Source organism: Microcystis sp. MC19 (genome assembly GCF_003019735.1).
Taxonomy (GTDB): domain Bacteria; phylum Cyanobacteriota; class Cyanobacteriia; order Cyanobacteriales; family Microcystaceae; genus Microcystis.
This window is the reverse complement of record NZ_CP020664.1, coordinates 1,870,362-1,888,280: the sequence shown is the minus strand read 5'-3', so window position 1 is coordinate 1,888,280 and position 17,919 is coordinate 1,870,362. Positions and strand designations below refer to the sequence as shown.

Below are 17,919 nucleotides of genomic sequence, written 5' to 3'. Positions count from 1 at the left end.
AAAGAGAAGTCATCAAAACCGTTATTGATACCAGAGAGGCCTGGGTGCTAATATCGAGGCATTGATCATTCAATCGCCTCTACCCGAATCCTAAAGATATGGAGAGTTCAGACAAGGAAGACTACGAAGCAAAGGAAAAAGCCTTTTACAGTGCAATGATAGGTGCATGGCTTAATACAAGGCTTGAACGTGATAAGCAGTTATTAGGTTTGTCAGTTACAGCTATTGGATTGTTGGTTACTTTGCTAAGAACAGTTGGAGTTTCAAGCCTTTTACAGATAATCCTTTTTGGTCTTGCACTTTTTGCCTTTCTGATTACTGTAGTTTCAGTCATTTATATTCTGGACGAGAATTCTACACATATTAAAAAAATATTATTAGAAGGTTCTGAAATTGAAAGCAGAAAATTGATGTGTCTAGATACAACTGCCGGGATCAGTTTTGTCGTAGGTATGGTGCTAATCGTTATAATTGGGATGGATTCGGCGGCGAAGAGCCTCGCCGGTAGTTAACTTAACTAAAAAAGGAACAAGCATGAGCCAAGAAAAATCCTCTGATACTCATCTTCAATCTGTAACTGAGAACAAGCATAGTTGGAATGGAGTGGCCAAGCTACGTCCCCAACCTCCAAAGGCTCCTCAGACAACTCCTAAACCTAGTCCTAATCTAACAAATCCCTCGGCGACTTCAGGGGGTAATGGGTCTAGCAGCGCGGGTGAATCAGACAGTAGTAACTGATGCGGCATAACAACCCTAGTGCAGCGAACTGTTGCAAGCCACAGTTATGCGGCTTCGGTGATCAACAACCAAACCAAACTGTGGCTGGTAAATTAGTAAATAAAATGTCAAAAATTAAAAGTCCCTTGCGTTATCCTGGTGGTAAATCCCGGGCAATTAAGCAAATTCTGCCGCAAATTCCTGTGAATATTAGGGAATATCGAGAACCTTTTTTTGGTGGGGGTTCTGTATTTTTTGCTGTTAAGCAACTCTTTGGACAACAAATAAAAACCTATTGGATTAATGACTTAAATTATGATTTATATTGTTTCTGGCAATGCGCTCAAGAAAATATTGAGTTATTGGTAGCAAAAATAACAGAAATTAAACAGAAATATGATAGCGGACGAGAATTATTTCAAGATTTGACAAGGGAAGATTTAAAGTTAACCGATTTTGAAAAAGCGGTGCGTTTTTTTATCTTAAATCGGATTACTTTTTCGGGAACAGTGGATTCGGGAGGTTATTCTCAAGCAGCTTTTACCAGTAGATTTACTGATTCATCAATTGCCAGATTAACCCAAATTGCGCCGTTATTAGCATCGGTAAAAATTACTAACCAAGACTACGAAGAATTATTATTTGCTGAGGGAAAAGAAGTTTTTATCTTTCTCGATCCCCCCTACTATAGTGCCACAAAATCCCGTTTGTACGGTGTGAGAGGTAATTTACATACCAGCTTCGATCATCAACGTTTTGCCGATAATATGCGTCAATGTCAGGCTAAATGGTTAATTACCTACGATGATTGTCCAGAGATACGAAAACTCTTTGATTTTGCCCATATTATCGAGTGGAATCTTCAGTATGGCATGAATAACTATAAACAAGGACAGGCAGCGGCGGGGAGAGAATTAATGATCAAAAATTATTAGTGCGATGCCGAAGGCACTGAGTAGCAGTAAGCTAATTTTATAGGTTGGGTTGACGACTGTTACCCAACACCCTCGAAAGCAAGAGGCTCTTCTAGGTTCTGTGTGAGCATGGTATAATGGTAATACAGGACAGGAGGTGGGTTATGTGGATAAATTTTGATCAACTCCTCGATTTACCAAATGTAACAGTGGTCAATTATCAAAAAATTGATCAGACAATTTTCCTAAAGCTTGCTCTTTTAAATGAAACAATTGAATGTCCGAATTGCCATCAAATATTGGACAGAATCAATCAGACTGAGTACAATCTAGTCAGAGATTTATCAATATTAGGCAATCTGGTATATTTAGAAGTACCACGCCGCCAGTTTCATTGTCAAAAGTGCCAGAAATATATTAGCGAAAGATTGAGTTTTATGAGATTAAGACAGCATCATACAATCCGCTATGAATCGATGATTTATGAGAGAGTAAAAAATTCTAGTGTCGAAGAAATAAGTCGAGAAGAAGGGTTAGGATGGGAAGAAGTTGGGTTAATATTTAATCACTTTGCTAAAGAACTAGAAAAGAAAGAGTGGGAAGCGCCATAACCAAGGTGAGAGCATCTGAAAAGCTATTGACAATTGGCCAATTTTGTGATCCCCGTGGGTATTTCTAGTGATACCAGTCAGTTAGAATAGTTAAGAAATCGACCGATTTGATTGAAAGGGCAAATTCTCATCAAATATGCCTGAATCGTCGGTAAGCAACCCAGATAAAGTTCATTTATAATAAAGTCACAAAAAACCTTTGCTTGAACCGATGACGACTTCCTTGACTGAGAGTCTCACCCTTGAAGATTTCCTCAAATTGCCATATTTGGAGGATTCTCCAGCATGGGAATACTTGCATGGAGTCGCAATTCAGAAACCCATGCCTAAGACTCGACACTCTATCCTGCAAAAACGTCTTTTAGCTGCGGTTGACAGCCATACTGCTGATTATACAGCCTTACCTGAGTTGCGATGTACCTTCGGCGAGCGTTCGATCGTTCCTGATGTGGCAGTAATTGCATGGAATCGAATTAACCTCAATCAAGCAGGTGAACCAGAGGACGACTTTAGGGAAGCACCTGATTGGACTATCGAAATTCTTTCACTGGATCAACAGGTAAACCGTGTAATTGACAACATTCTACATTGTTTAAAACATGGCAGTAAATTAGGATGGATGCTTGATCCAGATGATTATTCTGTTTTAATGTTTACTCCCCAACAAGAGCCGGAAGTTTGCAGAGGGGATGACCAACTTAAGGTAATTGCAGGGGTTCAGTTGACACTGACTCCACAACAAATCTTTGCCTGGCTAAAAGTTAGTCAAGCTAGACAAAGTAAGTAGAAGTCTGGGGAGAAGTACGAGGACTAATATGAATTGATGGGAGAGTAAATTTATGTGGGAAGATGAAATTCTTGAAGAATTACACAGAATACGAGAAGAACAAGCCAAATCTTTTAATTATGATTTCAAGGCCCTATTTGCTGATTGGCAGAAAAGACAAGCAGCGAGTGGCAGACAATTAGTATCATTGCAACTTCAATAATAGTGGCGACTTCAGGTGGTAATGGGCCTAGCAGCGCGGGTGAATCAGACAGTAGTAATTGATAAGATCCGAACGTCTGAACGTCCTCCTTACCCCCCTACGCGCTCAGGGACTCATGGGGTTTTGTTGAAGACGGCTGTTGGCCAGGATCTCTTATAATGGGGAAGTCGGAATGTTTTTTCTTCCTATGCCAGTAAGTGCTGAAGCTCTTAAGCAAGACTTGGATCGACTGACTGATAATCAGCTTCAGCAAGTGGCTGATTTTATTGCCTTCTTAAAGTTTCGCAGTCAGCGTCATCAGGCTGTTCTCGATCCAATGCAACTGGCCGATCTGTTTGCAGAGTTTGCTGATCAAGATCGCGCCTTTGCTGAAGAAGGTATGAATGACTATGCAGTAATACTCCATCAAGAAGACCAATGATGACTAATCCTCTGAAACGGGGTGAAGTCTGGTTAGCCGACCTCAATCCAACTCAAGGTTCTGAACAAGCGGGCATTCGTCCCGTCATCATTTTCCAGAATGACCTTGTTTCCCAGTTCTCAACTACGATCATTGCTATTCCGCTCACCACCAACCAACGTCGCGCTGCTTTGCCTATATGCTTACTGATAGAACAGGGTAATGGTGGACTCGGCCAAGATTCTGTTGCCCTATGTTTTCAGATGAGAGTGCTGGATAAAACTCGTTTGATCCGCACACTGGGACAACTGAGTCCCGAAATAATTGCCCAATTGGAAGAAGTGGTTTTGCTAACCTTAGGATACGAGTCCTAAATGTGGAATTAAACGGAATTCTTATGGGTATAGGCTACATATCAGGACAGGCACTCATGCAAGAGGCGAAAGGGGGAATAGATAATCAGTCTTTAATAAACGGATTTAGGATAAAATGTCAAAAATTAAAAGTCCCTTGCGTTATCCGGGGGGGAAATCCCGGGCAATTAAGCAAATTCTGCCGCAAATTCCTGTCAATATTAGGGAATATCGAGAACCTTTTTTTGGTGGTGGTTCTGTGTTTTTTGCTGTTAAGCAACTCTTTGGACAGCAAATAAAAACCTATTGGATTAATGACTTAAATTATGATTTATATTGTTTCTGGCAATGCGCTCAAGAAAATATTGAGTTATTGGTAGCAAAAATAACAGAAATTAAACAGAAATATGATAGCGGACGAGAATTATTTCAAGATTTGACAAGGGAAGATTTAAAGTTAACCGATTTTGAAAAAGCGGTGCGTTTTTTTATCTTAAATCGGATTACTTTTTCGGGAACAGTGGATTCGGGGGGGTATTCTCAAGCAGCTTTTACCAGTAGATTTACTGATTCATCAATTGCCAGATTAACTCAAATTGCGCCCTTATTAGCATCGGTAAAAATTACTAACCAAGACTACGAAGAATTATTATTTGCTGAGGGAAAAGAAGTTTTTATCTTTCTCGATCCCCCCTACTATAGTGCCACAAAATCTCGTTTGTACGGTGTAAGAGGTAATTTACATACTAGCTTCGATCATCAACGTTTTGCCGATAATATGCGTCAATGTCAGGCTAAATGGTTAATTACCTACGATGATTGTCCAGAGATAAGAAAACTCTTTGATTTTGCCCATATTATCGAGTGGAATCTTCAGTATGGCATGAATAATTATAAACAAGGAGCGGCGGCATCTGGTAGAGAATTAATGATCAAAAATTATTAGTGGGATGCCGAAGGCACTGAGTAGCAGTAAGCTAATTTGGCTCTTCGGTTTGTGTTATGCAATAGACGGGGGTTATAGGGGATGGAACCCTTGTATAGAAAAGCATTTGGCGATTTTTGTCATTATTTTTGATCTAGAGCGAACTAATGGATTAAATCTCTTGCCAGATAAGGATTTAAAGGATTTAGTCGATTTATGCCCCCCTATCAAACCATACCAAGTAACGAAGAACCTACTAATCCACAGTGCGACGAATTTGCAGACAACACCATTCTTGACGTTTCCACAGGGCAGCTACTGTCCAGCCTTGGGGTTCTAAAATATCTGTAACTGCCTGTGCTTGGGTGACAAGAATGCCGCTTAAAATTCCCCAAGTGGTGGGTTTTGCCAGACGGGTGATTTCCGGCATTAAAGCGATAATTGTCTCGGCTAAAATATTACAAACGATGCCATCGACACCATCGGGAATTAATTCTAATAACTCCTCGACACTACCCTGATTAACAGCTAAATTTTCGGGGTTAATCCCGTTGAGATGGCGATTACTATACGTCGCACTCACCGCCAGCGGATCTGTATCCACAGCATAAACTTTTTTGGCCCCTAATAAAATCGCCCCGATCGCCAGTATGCCGGAACCACAACCGATATCGGCGATAATTTTATTCTCTGGATGGCTACTTAAACGCATTTCTAGGGATTCTAGACATAATTGGGTGGTGGGATGCGTTCCCGTGCCGAAAGCGGAGCCGGGGTCAATTTTAATCACCAATCTCTGGTTATTTTCCGGGGGATTTAACCAAGCAGGACAGATCAAAAAGCGATCGCCGATCTCGCTAATTTGCCAATGTTGTTTCCAACTGCTGGCCCAGTCTTCCTCGTCCATTAACTGCCAATAGCTGACAGGTTCAGAAAAACCTAAAATCAAAGCATCCTGCTTTAACCAGAGGCTTAGTGCCTCTAAATCAGGCAATTGCGCTTTAATTTCTGGTATATAGGCCTTAATCTCTAAAGAGGATTGTTTTTTAGCAGTGGCCGTTCCTGAACAGCCAAAATCTTCCAGTCTCCAGAAAACCGTTTCTTCGAGACTAGGTTCGCACAAAACCGTAATTTCCCACCAACTATTAGACATATATCAGTTATCAGCTTCTGAAGGCAAGAGGCAACAGGCAAGAGGCAAAAGACAGAATCTGACAATTATCCTACCTAAAAAGAAGGTTAGAAACTAAGCACATCAAAGCTTTTAGCTTAACCAATTAGGTCTGAGATTCGGCCCTTGTTATCAGTTATCAGTTATCAGATTTGGGTTTTCAGTCAACAGTATTAAGTGGCAAGTGCAGAGCTTTCCTTTCACTGATTACTGTTTACTGATTACTGTTTACTGATAACTGATTTAATCTAGAGTTTTACCGTGTAAGCATCGCGGATACCGGGGACTTTAGTAATTTCCGAGAGAAGACCTTCCGGTAGAGGATCATCGAGACTCAGGGCCATAACCGCATCACCGCGAATAATTTTGCGTCCTACCTGCATACTGGCGATATTGACGTTAAAACTGCCTAAAAGTGCGCCAATTTTGCCGATAATACCTGGCATATCTTGGTGAAGGGTGAAGAGCATATGATTACTCGGAGGCACGTTAATGGGGAACTCATCGAGGTCAGTAATGCGGATTTCTCCCGTACTTAACAGCGCTCCGGTGACGGAATGGGTCCCCATAGAACCATTAGCTTCCAAATGAATCGATCCCGAATAGTCGCGGGTGGAAGCGTCCCGGGTTTCGATTACCCGGATACCGCGTTCCTTAGCTTCGATCGCCGCATTAACATAGTTTACCCGTTCCCGGAGGGCTTGGGAAAGTAAACCCTTAATGGCCGCTATCACCAGAGGTTGACTGTCTTTAGTGGCCAATTCTCCCTGTAAACGGACATTTAACGAGTCACAGCGACCTCCTGCCAACTGACTGACAAGATTACCCATAGTTTCCGCTAATTGCAGGTAAGGGCGCAGTTTTTCCATAACATCGGGAGTTAGTCCGGGGATATTAACGGCCGAACGCGCTGGCAAACCGAGGAGGACATCCCGAATTTGTTCGGCCACATCAATAGCCACATTCACCTGTGCTTCCGTAGTCGAGGCACCTAGGTGGGGAGTGAGGATGACGTTAGACAATTCTCTTAATCTAGATTCGCCTAAAGGTTCCTGTTCAAATACATCCAAGGCTGCCCCGGCGATTCTACCGGATTCGAGGGCTTCAATTAAAGCCAACTCGTCGATAATGCCGCCGCGGGAACAGTTAATGATGCGGACCGTGGGTTTCATCTTAGCGATGGTTTCCCGACCGATGAGATGCTGGGTTTCGGGAGTTTTCGGGACGTGGAGGGTGATAAAATCGGACTCGGCAAAGAGTAGTTCTAGATCCACCAGGGTGCAACCGAGTTGATCGGCGCGTTCTTTGGAAATAAAGGGGTCGTAGGCGAGAATTTTCATGCCGAGGGATCTAGCGACGGCGGCGACGTGGGAGCCAATTTTACCTAAACCGACGACTCCTAGGTTCTTTTTATAAACTTCTGTGCCGATAAAGCGATTTCTTTCCCATTTATTCGCTTTTACCGACTGATTGGCATCGGGAATATGACGGGAGAGGGATAACATCATGGCCAAGGCGTGTTCGGCAGCGGCGATCGTGTTCCCTTCGGGAGAGTTAACGACAATAATACCCTGACGAGTGGCCGCGGGAACATCGATATTATCGACTCCTACCCCTGCGCGGCCGATAATTTGCAGTTTGCTGCCCGCTTCGACGATTTCTTTGGTGACGCGCGTACTGGAACGGAGCATCAGTGCGTCGTATTCGGGGATAATTTGAATGATTTCCTCGGCGGATAGTCCTGTTTTCACGTCCACTTGGGCAACCTGTGACAGAATTTCTACTCCTACCGGATCGATCGAATCGGATACCAGAACTTTGGCCATAATCTTTATAACGTGCTTTTTTCAGTCTACGGGCAAATGCTTGACCAATTGGGGTCTAGCCGCAATAGCCCATTTTAGAAGCAAAGGGTGCAGTCCATGGCAAAATTAGCCAAAAGATTTTAGGTTGTCCTTGCCATGGTCTTCAATGGTGTCCATGTCATCCTCTTGCCGTTGTAACTGAGATATGGCCAATTTAATCACGGTGGCGATCGAGTTTTCCGCTTCTTTTTCTAAGGCCTTTTCTAGGGCTGCTATTGCTTCTGTATCCTTAATTTTCATTAACGACAAAGCCGCCGATTTGCGCGTTTCGCCATCGGGATGTTCTAACAAGGGAATTAAACGGGAAACTGCCGGTTTATAGGCGAGATTTCCTAATACTGCCGCCGCTTCACAACGCACCGTTTCCGAGGTATCCTCAAGGGCATTAATTAACAATTCCAAGGCTGTTGCTTCGCCACTATCCTGGGCGATTTTAGCGATCGCACCTACCACGGCAGCCCGCACCGCTTCCACATCAGAGTTAATTTCCCGATATAAATATTCCTTCGCTTCCGTGCCAATAAAGGCTAAGGCCCAGGCCGCATGACCTTTGGTGCTTTCGGGATGTTCACTGGAGGCGAGAATATCGAGTAACTGGGGAACAGCAGCCTCACCAATACGCGCCAAAGCACCCACGGAGGAACCTTTAACCACCGTATCCTCATCGTTAAGCAGCGCTTGCACTAGGGGAGATACGCTGTCCGGATCCGCAATTAGTGTTAGAGTTTTGGCACTGGCACGACGCACCACTGGATCCTGATGATTGAGCAGTGCTGTCACTAAAAAAGGAGTGGCAGCTTGGCCGATTTTACCGAGAGTATCGGCAAAACCCAAGCGCACCATTCCCCGGGGATCTCCCAAACATTCCACCAGACGCTGGATACGTTGGCTATCACTCCCATCGAAGGTTCCCTCCGCCACTTCCTTACGGGCGATCACCAAAAATTCATCTACTTCGGCACTGGATAGGGGGAATAATTTGATCGCTTCACTCATAATCAGGAATTTTCCATCAATATTGGGTTAATTAGCGGTCAGCCATCGGCCATCAGCCTTTATTTCTCGTTTTTTCCATTAATTAGCCATTTTTCCGACCAATATAACTTTTATCTCGCTGACGACCAACGGCTGCTGGCTATTTTTTTAATTGCTGCTGAGGGCAGCCTGTTGGGCGCGCAGATGGGCGAGAGTTTCGTCAATTTGGGCTAATTCTGGCTCTAAACGAGCATTAAGCTTTGATTTGGGCAGTTTCGCTTTTTGAGCGGCATTGGTGAGATCGTTGATCAAGCGTTGACGATAGACCTCAAATTCTTCAATCACTGCCGCGATGTCTTGCGGAGTAACGGGGTCGGAAATATTGCTGAGATTGTCAGTCATGGCGATCGCTTAATTGAGATTTTTGTTAAAGGTTTGTCTCTGATTTTCTCAAATTTTCCTACCCTAGTCCGATAATTGTAATAACTGGTAACGAAACCGATTCTGGGAAATCTCGCGGATTGAATGAAACCCTAGAAATAATTAGGATTTCTCCCTTTTTACCCCTGACTTTTTACTTGATTTAAGGCACGATGGATAAACGTTTTTTTAATATGTTTGGGTTAACAGAAGATCAAGCGATCGCTCTCCTACAAACCCCACTCGAACAGTTAAACGCACCCACAGAGCGTTATGTAGCGGCAGCCCATCTAATTAATTTTCCCACGGAGCGATCGATTAATGCTTTGATCGCAGCCGTAGAAAATCCCTCTGACGATCTCTATGATCGCATTACCCGACGCAAAGCTTTAGAAAGTTTAGGTCGTTTGCAAGCAGCAAAAGCTTTACCGATTATCCGCAATTGTTTAACCGATGAAGATATTTATACCGTGGAGAATGCTGTCTGGGCGATCGGCGAGATCGGTACCCAAGAAACCGCCATTTTAGAGGAAATTAGTCAATTATTAGATAAACCTGGCCAGAGTTACCGGACTATTATTCAAACTTTAGCTAAATTAGATTATCAACCCGCCGTCTCGTCCATAGAAAAATTGACAAACTGGCCAGATAAACCGATCGCCAGTGCAGCAATTGCCGCTATTTGCCGTTTAACGGGGGATTATGGTCAGATGGGGCAAGTGGTGGCTTTTCTCCAAGATGATAATGTTAACGCCCGTCGTGGCTCTATTCAAGACCTAATTGATGCGGGTTACTATCAGGCAATTCCCCAAATCTCTCGCTGTCCAGTTTCGATCGCTTTTCGTCTGCGGGGAATTCGTTTATTAGCGGAGGTGGGTAAGGAAAAAGGTCTAACTTTTGCCGAGGTGGAACCCTATCTAGATAGCGTTATTTATGACCATCCCGAAAGTCTTGATTTAGTTCACGAGTACGATCAACCACCGACAATTGATTTTACCATCGGTGAACTCTATCACACGGATTTTGGCCGCTGTTATCTTGCCAGTAAAACTCTTTTAGAAAATTATGCCACGGCGGCCCCAGAAGCTTTATTAACTACTTGGGAAAAAGAGGCTCATAATGATTACGGAGCGCATTATCATGTTATTAAAATTCTCGGTTGGCTGCAATATTCTCCCGCTTACGATCTATTTATCGAAGCCTTAGAAAATACTTCGCCCCAATTCCAAAAATCCCGGGCCGCCGCTGCCATCGCTTTAGGAAATATCGGTGATCGGCGCTCAATTTCTCTACTACATAAGTCTTTGAATAGTCAGATTTTTGATTTAAAATATGCTAGTTTATTGGCCTTAGAAAAGTTAGGCGATCGGGAAGGGAAAAAGATGATCGCCGAGGATGGCGATTGGTTAATTCGATCGAAAGTCAATCGGATTTAATGCCTAGCAATTCTCGGTTATTTTATCGAAAATTTGGGTTTAAATAGGGTCTGCTGAAAAAGTACGGGCGAAGCATTCGGATAGGAAATCTACGGTTTCAGCGATAGGTTATTGCCCGAATGCTTCGCCCCTACAGGATGCGATCACCGCTCAAGATACAAGGTACAGTAGAGAAAAAAGGGAAAACCTCCGTTATCCTTAACGGAGGCTAGATAATTGATTAACAATGTTTGGCTACAATTTCGCCCCACATTCAGGACAGAATTTATTATTCACACTGTTAACCGCGCCACAACTGGGACAATTGAGCATTTCACAACTTCTGGTGACAATTTTCGGTAAACCAATCATACGCGCATTACTTTGACCGGGGGCAACCATGGGATAACAATTTTCGTCTCTAGTAACGATCGCATTGACCAAAACCGGACCATCATGGGCCAACATTTCGGCAATTTTTGCGGCTAATTCCTCTCGATGGCGAATAGTAATCCCTTTAATGCCGTAAGCTTGGGCTAACAGTTCCACATCCGGCATTCCCACTTCCATATTGGAATTAGAATAACGTTCCCCATAGAAAGCTTCTTGCCATTGACGTACCATACCCTGCCAACCATTATTAATAATAATCGTCTTGGCATGAATATTAAATTGGGTGAGGGTGCCTAATTCCTGTAGATTCATCTGGAAACTGGAATCACCACTAATACAGATGACCTCCTCATCGGCAATGGCCACCTTTACCCCCATAGCAGCTGGTAAACCGAAACCCATTGTCCCCAATCCCGCGCTAGAAATCCAACGTCGGGGACCATTTTTGAGAAATTGGGCCGCCCACATCTGATGCTGGCCCACATCGGTGGTGTAGTAGGCGTGGGGTGCTTGACGGCCCACCTCAACGATTACTTCTTGGGGGGAAAGTCTGCCTTCCGGTCGAGGTACTTGCAGGGGATAATCTTGGCGCCAGCGCTCGATCTGGGCTAACCAGGCTTGGGTGCGCTCAGGATTAGTGGGATAATCAAATTCTCTGGCTTTTTGGAGTATTTGTTCTAAAACTACCCGGACATCCCCGACAATCGGCACGTCAGGGGCGCGATTTTTGCCCACTTCGGCGGGGTCTATATCCACATGGATTACCTTAGCTTTCGAGGCGAATTCGTCCAATTTTCCCGTTACTCGGTCATCAAAACGAGCGCCGACTGCAATTAATAAATCACACCCGGTCACGGCAAAATTAGCGTAGGCAGTGCCGTGCATTCCTAACATTCCCACCGAGAGGGGATGATGTTCATCAAAAGCACCGATCCCCATTAACGTGGTGGTGACGGGTAACTGAAAACGCTCGGCAAACTCGGCAATTTGGGCGTGGGCATTCGCGGCGATCGCACCCCCGCCAACGTACAGTAAAGGTTTTTCGGCGGTTTCCAAGAGGTGTAAAGCGGCCTCGATTTGACGGCGATTGCCCTTAACCGTGGGACGATAGCCGGTTAGTTTCACATCTCCCGGTTCGACGGGGATATAATCGCAGGGTTCTAAACCGACATCTTTGGGAATATCGACTAAAACCGGCCCCGGTCGTCCTGTACTGGCGATATGGAAGGCCTCAGCGATGATTCTTGCTACTTCGCTGGCATTTCTAGCCACATAGGAATGTTTAACAATCGGGAGAGTAATCCCATAAATATCGGTTTCTTGGAAAGCATCGGAACCGATGGCCGCCCGACTCACCTGACCGGTGATAATTACCATCGGGATGGAGTCCATGTGTGCGTTAGCGATGCCTGTCACCAAATTGGTCGCCCCGGGGCCGGAAGTACCGAAACAGACCCCCACTTTGCCGGTGGCCCTAGCGTAGGCATCGGCGGCATGGGCGGCCGCTTGTTCGTGGCGCACTAAAATATGTTGTAATTCTCCCCGCTCTTCAAAGCGGTAGAGTTCGTCATAGATGGGCAGGATCGCACCTCCGGGATAACCGAAGATGTGCTTAACACCATGACGTTTGAGACTGTCCATCAAGGCATAAGCCCCAGAACAACGCTGGGGAACCGTTGTTAAAGAGTCATTGGGCTTGGGAAGTGATGAAACCACAGGGCAAACCGTCCAATTTCTAACTAGAGGGATAATTGCAATTCTGTTGCCTAGTATGCAACTTGAAAAATAGCAAAATTGATAACCTTATACTTTTAGTGTATTCCATCTCACCTTTTTGGCCGCAGTTTTTTTTCTTTTTGCATCTTACCCATGCAATATCTGGGGAAGTGGGGTGTAGGGTGTGGGGTGATGGGGAAGTGGGGTGTGGGAATTATGAATTATGAATTATGAATTGGGGAGAGGGGAGCAGGGAGAAGGGAGTGGGGAAGTGGGGTGATGGGGAAGTGGGGTGTGGGAATTATGAATTATGAATTATGAAGTGGGGAGAGGGGAGCAGGGAGAAGGGAGTGGGGAAGTGGGGTGATGGGGAAGTGGGGTGTGGGAATTATGAATTATGAATTATGAATTGGGGAGAGGGGAGCAGGGAGAAGGGAGTGGGGAAGTGGGGTGATGGGGAAGTGGGGTGTGGGAATTATGAATTATGAATTATGAATTGGGGAGAGGGGAGCAGGGAGAAGGGAGTGGGGAAGTGGGGTGATGGGGAAGTGGGGTGTGGGAATTATGAATTATGAATTATGAATTGGGGAGAGGGGAGCAGGGAGAAGGGAGTGGGGAAGTGGGGTGATGGGGAAGTGGGGTGATGGGGAAGTGGGGTGATGGGGAAGTGGGGTGATGGGGGATAAGATAATAAATGCTGGTGATTTCACCTGATCTTGACTGAGCCTGGGAGTTTTATGAATAGTCTTTTGATTGCGGCTACGGATACCGATGCGGGTAAAACCGTTGTCACCACTGCTTTAGTGGCTTATTGGCAAAAATACTATCCATCCAAGGCCTTGGGGCTGATGAAATTAATGCAAACGGGTCAAGGCGATCGAGAATGGTATGAGGGTTTATTTCAGGGTCAATTAGAAATGATCACACCGCTGCAATATCAAGCACCCTTAGCGCCTCCTGTGGCTGCTGATTTGGAAGGTCGAGATATTCCTTTGGGGACGGTGTGGCAAGCTCTGCTAAACCTACAAAAAAGCCAAGATTTGGTTTTAATTGAGGGTTTGGGGGGTTTAGGTTGTCCTGTCACTCACGAGCTAACTTTGGCCGATTTAGCGGCTCAATGGCGGTTAAAAACGCTTTTGGTGGTGCCGGTGAAATTGGGGGCGATTTCCCAAACGGTGGCTAATATTGCCCTAGCAGAGCAGAAAAAGGTCAATTTGGGCGGAATTATCCTTAATTGTCTTGAACCGCGCACGGAGACGGAGATAGAGCAGTTAACACCGATCGATTTAATTCAATCCTTGACTAATTGTCCAGTTTTAGGTGTTTTTCCCTTTATCGAAGATCGTCGGGATTTGGATAAATTGGCCTCGGTGGTAGCTAGTTGGCCGGAAATTAAGCTGCCCGCGCATTTAAATTGCTTGTTGAGATGAGGCAAAAGGCACAAGGCAAAAGGCAAAGCTGATTCCCAGCATCTTTCAATTTGACAACAGCCATTGTAGGGCTAATTCATGAATTAGCCCTACAGGACATCGGGGGTGTAAGGGAATAAATTAGGGTAAGTCCAGATATTCTTGTTCTGTTAGGGCAAATTCTGGATCAATGATTTTTACCTCATTATATGTGAGTTGATAGAGTTTGTAAACTAAGCGATCAATCTGCTTTTCTAATTCGCTTGTGTCAGCGTTAGGATCGTCTTTTTTAGCAGTGAGAATTTTGTCAACTAATAACTTAATTTTTATTTGATATTTGTGATCTACAATTTTAATAGGAATCGGCGAAATAAATTGTTTATTCGCTTCAAAAAAACCATTGTCTTTTGGCTTGCCAACTAATTTAAAATAAAAATTTGCAACTTTAGAGTTTAAAATACCCAATAAATATTTTATATCTACTTCATTGATAGGTTTAATTCCATTAACTCGAACGTTATTTAAGAAAAAATCTCCTTTTTCATCAAGAAAACATTGTAAATCAGAGACAGTTTGAGCAACTCCTATTTTAGAGTAATGTTGCTTATCAATATTTTGGTTCCTTCCAAATTGATACCAATAATCATCATTATTAAATTTATTGTTTTCTCAACTTCTCAAAATAGCTTCATTATCTTTTAAATATCTAAAAGCTTTTGGATAATTATTTTTCAATAAATTAATGTCAAACAAAGCAAAATTACCACTCGCTTCATAAGGATGAAGCAAATATTTATTTGTATTTGGAATTTTATACCGTTTGGCATCTGTTCCTGAAATTAGTGGTTTCATAATAGAGTCTTCAATTTCAACTTCTTTATCTAGTATTTTTGAAAAATATATTCCTTGCGAAATTTTGTGTAAATGATAAATATTGTCTGCACTTGTTTGAATCCCAACAAAAATTTGCGCTATTTCACCTAAAGGTTTTGAATTTAACTCAAGCTTTTCTTTGATTAACAAAATATGTTCTTTTCCCAAACTCCAATTATTTTCATTTAAGCTAGAAAAATAAATTTCCGAAAATCCTTCAGTCTCAAAGTTATCAGCTTCTGTTTTTAAATATCTAAAAAAAGGTCTAGGTCTTTTACTGAATTGTTGACAAGCAGTATAAATAGTTGCATCAATAAAAACTTGGGTAGAGCCAAAATCTAAAAATCTTAATAAATAATGAGATTTAATCATTAAGCTTCTTAGGGGTTTTCCATACTCGTTATAAATCCAAAGAGAAGGCATTATAAAATCAACTATACCGTGCGAATTTAACAAGCTTAATGATTTCTCAACGAAAGGAAGATAAATATCAAAGTTACCTTTTTTTGCTGTTTGATAATTTTTAGAATAATAATCACAAACTAAAGAATTAGATTTTTTTTAATCTTGTATTGAAATATAAGGAGGATTCCCAATGACAACATCAAACCCGACAAAATCCCCGTCATCATTCAACACTTCAGGAAACTCAAACCGCCATTCCAAAGCATTATTATACAGCCTACCGCCTTCAATATCTGCAATTTCAGCAGTTAGCTTATCAATCTCATTATTTAACTTAGTTACTTTTTTCTCCCGCGCTTTTTGCTCCGTCTTAGTCTCCTCAAACAATAAACCCTGATTTTCCAGATTATAAAGTTCCCCTTGTAATTGACGTAACTTCACCTTCTTAGGATCACCAATTAATAAATTAGCACTAAAACCAGCCTTAATCTTAGCAATCAGCGTTTCCATCTCCCGCTTTTGTTCCTTATTTTCCGCATTGCGATAAGTCTGTACCGCATTGCGATATTCCTCAATACTAAACTTCTGCTTCTGTAAAACCTGTTTAACATCCACATCCAACCCAAACCGACTAATCAAAGAATTACCACACTTGATATTAATATCAATATTTGGCAAAGTTTCTAAATTGCCATCCTCGCGATAATAAGCATTCTTTAAAAGCTCAATCCATAACCGCAAGTGACAAATCGTCACGGAATTAGGATTAATATCCACCCCAAATAAACACCCCTCGATAATCGTTTGCTTCTCATGAAATAAGGCTTGCTGTACCCGTTGCTTTTCCTTATTATTCGGATGATAAGCAAATAAACTCCCCTCATCATCGTAAACCAATAACTTATCATTTCGCACCTCTACCCGATAATCTTTTAGCGACTTACCCGAACTATCTAATAAAACCCGTAACTCACTCTTAATCGCAATTATCTCATTCAAAGCGGAAACTAAAAAATGTCCCGAACCCACCGCTGGATCGCAAATCTTCAGGCTATTAATAATAACATTTGCCTCTTTTTTATCCTCAATTCGTTCATATAAATTATCTAAAGTTTGACAATTCCAGCCTTTTACTTCACTAAACTTCTGCATGATCGCTCTTCGTATCGTTTCCCGACACATATACATGGTAATAAAACTCGGTGTATAAAAAGAACCATCTTTATAACCATTAATCTTTTCAAAAATTAACCCCAACACCAAAGCATTAATTAACTTTTCGCTATCTTCTTGAGGATTTTCTAACTCATCTCGATCAAACTTATAAGCATCCAAAAACTCAAACAAATAAGCCAACGCATTTAACTCACCTACTCGCTTATTACCCTGATTATCTTTTAGCACCGTCCCCGCAAAAATGGGTAAAGTTCGCTCCCGCAAATTGCCAATAAAAATCGTTTGGTCTTCCGTCTCCGTTGGTTCAAATAACGAACTATTTAAATAAGGTACATGAGCAAAAGTCGTTTTAACCTTAGCCTCGCGGGTGGTGATTCGGTAGTAGTGATGGCGGCTTAATCCTTTGCTTTGCTGTGCATTGTAGTCATGGATAAAATACCAAAGGGTTCCCCAACGTGATTCTCCATTTTTTTAGAGAAAGATAGACTCTCTCTCACCAGCTGAGAAATCCTTTGTCGAAAGGTATTATTGAATCTTTCAATATGATTAGTTTGACCAGTTTCTTTACCTACTGCCCGATGACGTTTACTAGGAATTACTGTCTTATAGGACTCCCAAAAGTCTGTGTAAGCAACCGCGCATTGTCGGTAAACACCTGGTAAACTGGCCCCAAAGTTTTTTAGCTGATTGACGACTCCTATTTCCGCGCATAGCAACCAATAATTTCCCTTGTTTTTCTATCAATTGCCAGCCAAATATAAAACTTTATCGTCTTAGAAAAAACCAAAGACCACATCTCATCACATTCTCTAACCAATTTACCTTTTGGTTTGTCCGAAACCTTTATTTGACGAGGGATAGCCGCCAGTTTATTGTTGACATAGTTTTGTAACCATGACCAACTTACCCCTGTTACTCTAGCAATTCCTCGCAAGGAAATTCGTTCGAGCAAGAGTTTATCAATTAATTGTTTGGTTTCGTCAGAGACGGTTTTATTAGTGGGATTGATCACAAACTGACGACCACACTCTTTACATTGACGTTTGGGTTTTCCATTATGAATAGAACCATTCTTAATACTATGGTGAGAACCACAATTAGGACAGGGGAATAGAGGTGAACTAGGGGGGGGATTTTGTTCGGTGCTAGACTGATATTTGAGTAAGCCAGACAGGAGCCAGAAAAAGATATT

Annotated in this window: 14 protein-coding genes and 3 pseudogenes; 10 read left to right on the top strand and 7 right to left on the bottom strand. The window is 42.6% G+C overall.

Features of this window, described 5'->3' with window-relative positions; all coding sequences use genetic code 11:
• The first annotated feature begins 98 nt into the window (after nucleotides 1–98).
• The 8 genes and pseudogenes from B5D77_RS09580 (at nucleotide 99) to B5D77_RS09545 (ending at nucleotide 4,930) form a co-directional block, all read left to right on the top strand.
• The gene (locus tag B5D77_RS09580) at nucleotides 99–512 is read left to right on the top strand and encodes a hypothetical protein (RefSeq protein ID WP_002801765.1); all 414 of its coding nucleotides are present in this window, start codon (nucleotides 99–101) and stop codon (nucleotides 510–512) included.
• 330 nt (nucleotides 513–842) lie between these two features.
• Nucleotides 843–1,652, top strand: a complete 810-nt coding sequence (locus B5D77_RS09570) for a DNA adenine methylase (RefSeq protein ID WP_106908736.1) — start codon at nucleotides 843–845, stop codon at nucleotides 1,650–1,652.
• 143 nt (nucleotides 1,653–1,795) lie between these two features.
• A pseudogene (locus B5D77_RS09565) lies at nucleotides 1,796–2,239 on the top strand (transposase family protein); the annotation flags it as partial.
• Nucleotides 2,240–2,453: 214 nt separating this feature from the next.
• Nucleotides 2,454–3,029 (top strand): Uma2 family endonuclease, encoded by a 576-nt coding sequence (locus B5D77_RS09560; RefSeq protein ID WP_008202596.1) that lies wholly within the window; start codon nucleotides 2,454–2,456, stop codon nucleotides 3,027–3,029.
• 52 nt (nucleotides 3,030–3,081) lie between these two features.
• Nucleotides 3,082–3,231, top strand: a complete 150-nt coding sequence (locus tag B5D77_RS26240; RefSeq protein ID WP_002787242.1) for a hypothetical protein — start codon at nucleotides 3,082–3,084, stop codon at nucleotides 3,229–3,231.
• A 172-nt stretch (nucleotides 3,232–3,403) separates the two neighbouring features.
• Nucleotides 3,404–3,652 (top strand): hypothetical protein, encoded by a 249-nt coding sequence (locus B5D77_RS09555; protein ID WP_008202603.1) that lies wholly within the window; start codon nucleotides 3,404–3,406, stop codon nucleotides 3,650–3,652.
• Complete coding sequence (locus B5D77_RS09550) at nucleotides 3,649–4,005, top strand: type II toxin-antitoxin system PemK/MazF family toxin (protein WP_002760242.1); 357 nt, start codon at nucleotides 3,649–3,651, stop codon at nucleotides 4,003–4,005. The genes B5D77_RS09555 and B5D77_RS09550 overlap by 4 nt, the downstream gene beginning before the upstream one ends.
• A gap of 115 nt (nucleotides 4,006–4,120) precedes the next feature.
• Entirely contained in the window at nucleotides 4,121–4,930 is an 810-nt protein-coding gene (locus B5D77_RS09545; protein WP_008202609.1) for a DNA adenine methylase, read from the top strand.
• Nucleotides 4,931–5,165: 235 nt separating this feature from the next.
• On the opposite strand, the gene prmA is transcribed toward B5D77_RS09545, so the two are convergent.
• The 4 genes from prmA to B5D77_RS09520 form a co-directional block, all read right to left on the bottom strand.
• Nucleotides 5,166–6,062, bottom strand: coding sequence for a 50S ribosomal protein L11 methyltransferase (prmA, locus tag B5D77_RS09535; RefSeq protein WP_106908734.1), 897 nt, complete (start codon nucleotides 6,060–6,062; stop codon nucleotides 5,166–5,168).
• Nucleotides 6,063–6,328: 266 nt separating this feature from the next.
• Nucleotides 6,329–7,906 (bottom strand): phosphoglycerate dehydrogenase, encoded by a 1,578-nt coding sequence (gene serA, locus B5D77_RS09530; RefSeq protein ID WP_002804127.1) that lies wholly within the window; start codon nucleotides 7,904–7,906, stop codon nucleotides 6,329–6,331.
• 105 nt (nucleotides 7,907–8,011) lie between these two features.
• Entirely contained in the window at nucleotides 8,012–8,941 is a 930-nt protein-coding gene (locus B5D77_RS09525; RefSeq protein ID WP_106908733.1) for a HEAT repeat domain-containing protein, read from the bottom strand.
• Nucleotides 8,942–9,088: 147 nt separating this feature from the next.
• Complete coding sequence (locus B5D77_RS09520) at nucleotides 9,089–9,322, bottom strand: hypothetical protein (protein ID WP_008202616.1); 234 nt, start codon at nucleotides 9,320–9,322, stop codon at nucleotides 9,089–9,091.
• 191 nt (nucleotides 9,323–9,513) lie between these two features.
• On the opposite strand from B5D77_RS09520, the gene B5D77_RS09515 reads away from it, so the two are divergent.
• Nucleotides 9,514–10,776 (top strand): HEAT repeat domain-containing protein, encoded by a 1,263-nt coding sequence (locus B5D77_RS09515; RefSeq protein WP_008202618.1) that lies wholly within the window; start codon nucleotides 9,514–9,516, stop codon nucleotides 10,774–10,776.
• Between the two features lie 234 nt (nucleotides 10,777–11,010).
• Here the strand turns inward: B5D77_RS09515 and ilvB are convergent, their stop codons facing one another.
• Complete coding sequence (gene ilvB, locus B5D77_RS09510; protein ID WP_008202620.1) at nucleotides 11,011–12,864, bottom strand: biosynthetic-type acetolactate synthase large subunit; 1,854 nt, start codon at nucleotides 12,862–12,864, stop codon at nucleotides 11,011–11,013.
• A gap of 737 nt (nucleotides 12,865–13,601) precedes the next feature.
• Here ilvB and bioD point away from each other — a divergent pair.
• Complete coding sequence (gene bioD, locus B5D77_RS09505; RefSeq protein WP_103112471.1) at nucleotides 13,602–14,294, top strand: dethiobiotin synthase; 693 nt, start codon at nucleotides 13,602–13,604, stop codon at nucleotides 14,292–14,294.
• A 120-nt stretch (nucleotides 14,295–14,414) separates the two neighbouring features.
• On the opposite strand, the pseudogene B5D77_RS09500 reads toward bioD, so the two are convergent.
• Both B5D77_RS09500 and B5D77_RS09495 read right to left on the bottom strand, forming a co-directional pair.
• Nucleotides 14,415–17,093, bottom strand: a pseudogene (locus tag B5D77_RS09500) (Eco57I restriction-modification methylase domain-containing protein); the annotation flags it as partial.
• Between the two features lie 48 nt (nucleotides 17,094–17,141).
• A pseudogene (locus B5D77_RS09495) lies at nucleotides 17,142–17,805 on the bottom strand (IS1 family transposase); the annotation flags it as partial.
• Nucleotides 17,806–17,919 lie beyond the last annotated feature (114 nt).

Coding starts and splice junctions, on each gene's coding strand:
- B5D77_RS09580 (WP_002801765.1), top strand. CDS start 99: ATGGAGAGTTCAGACAAGGAAGACTACGAAGCAAAGGAAAAAGCCTTT.
- B5D77_RS09570 (WP_106908736.1), top strand. CDS start 843: ATGTCAAAAATTAAAAGTCCCTTGCGTTATCCTGGTGGTAAATCCCGG.
- B5D77_RS09560 (WP_008202596.1), top strand. CDS start 2,454: ATGACGACTTCCTTGACTGAGAGTCTCACCCTTGAAGATTTCCTCAAA.
- B5D77_RS26240 (WP_002787242.1), top strand. CDS start 3,082: ATGTGGGAAGATGAAATTCTTGAAGAATTACACAGAATACGAGAAGAA.
- B5D77_RS09555 (WP_008202603.1), top strand. CDS start 3,404: ATGTTTTTTCTTCCTATGCCAGTAAGTGCTGAAGCTCTTAAGCAAGAC.
- B5D77_RS09550 (WP_002760242.1), top strand. CDS start 3,649: ATGATGACTAATCCTCTGAAACGGGGTGAAGTCTGGTTAGCCGACCTC.
- B5D77_RS09545 (WP_008202609.1), top strand. CDS start 4,121: ATGTCAAAAATTAAAAGTCCCTTGCGTTATCCGGGGGGGAAATCCCGG.
- prmA (WP_106908734.1), bottom strand. CDS start 6,062: ATGTCTAATAGTTGGTGGGAAATTACGGTTTTGTGCGAACCTAGTCTC.
- serA (WP_002804127.1), bottom strand. CDS start 7,906: ATGGCCAAAGTTCTGGTATCCGATTCGATCGATCCGGTAGGAGTAGAA.
- B5D77_RS09525 (WP_106908733.1), bottom strand. CDS start 8,941: ATGAGTGAAGCGATCAAATTATTCCCCCTATCCAGTGCCGAAGTAGAT.
- B5D77_RS09520 (WP_008202616.1), bottom strand. CDS start 9,322: ATGACTGACAATCTCAGCAATATTTCCGACCCCGTTACTCCGCAAGAC.
- B5D77_RS09515 (WP_008202618.1), top strand. CDS start 9,514: ATGGATAAACGTTTTTTTAATATGTTTGGGTTAACAGAAGATCAAGCG.
- bioD (WP_103112471.1), top strand. CDS start 13,602: ATGAATAGTCTTTTGATTGCGGCTACGGATACCGATGCGGGTAAAACC.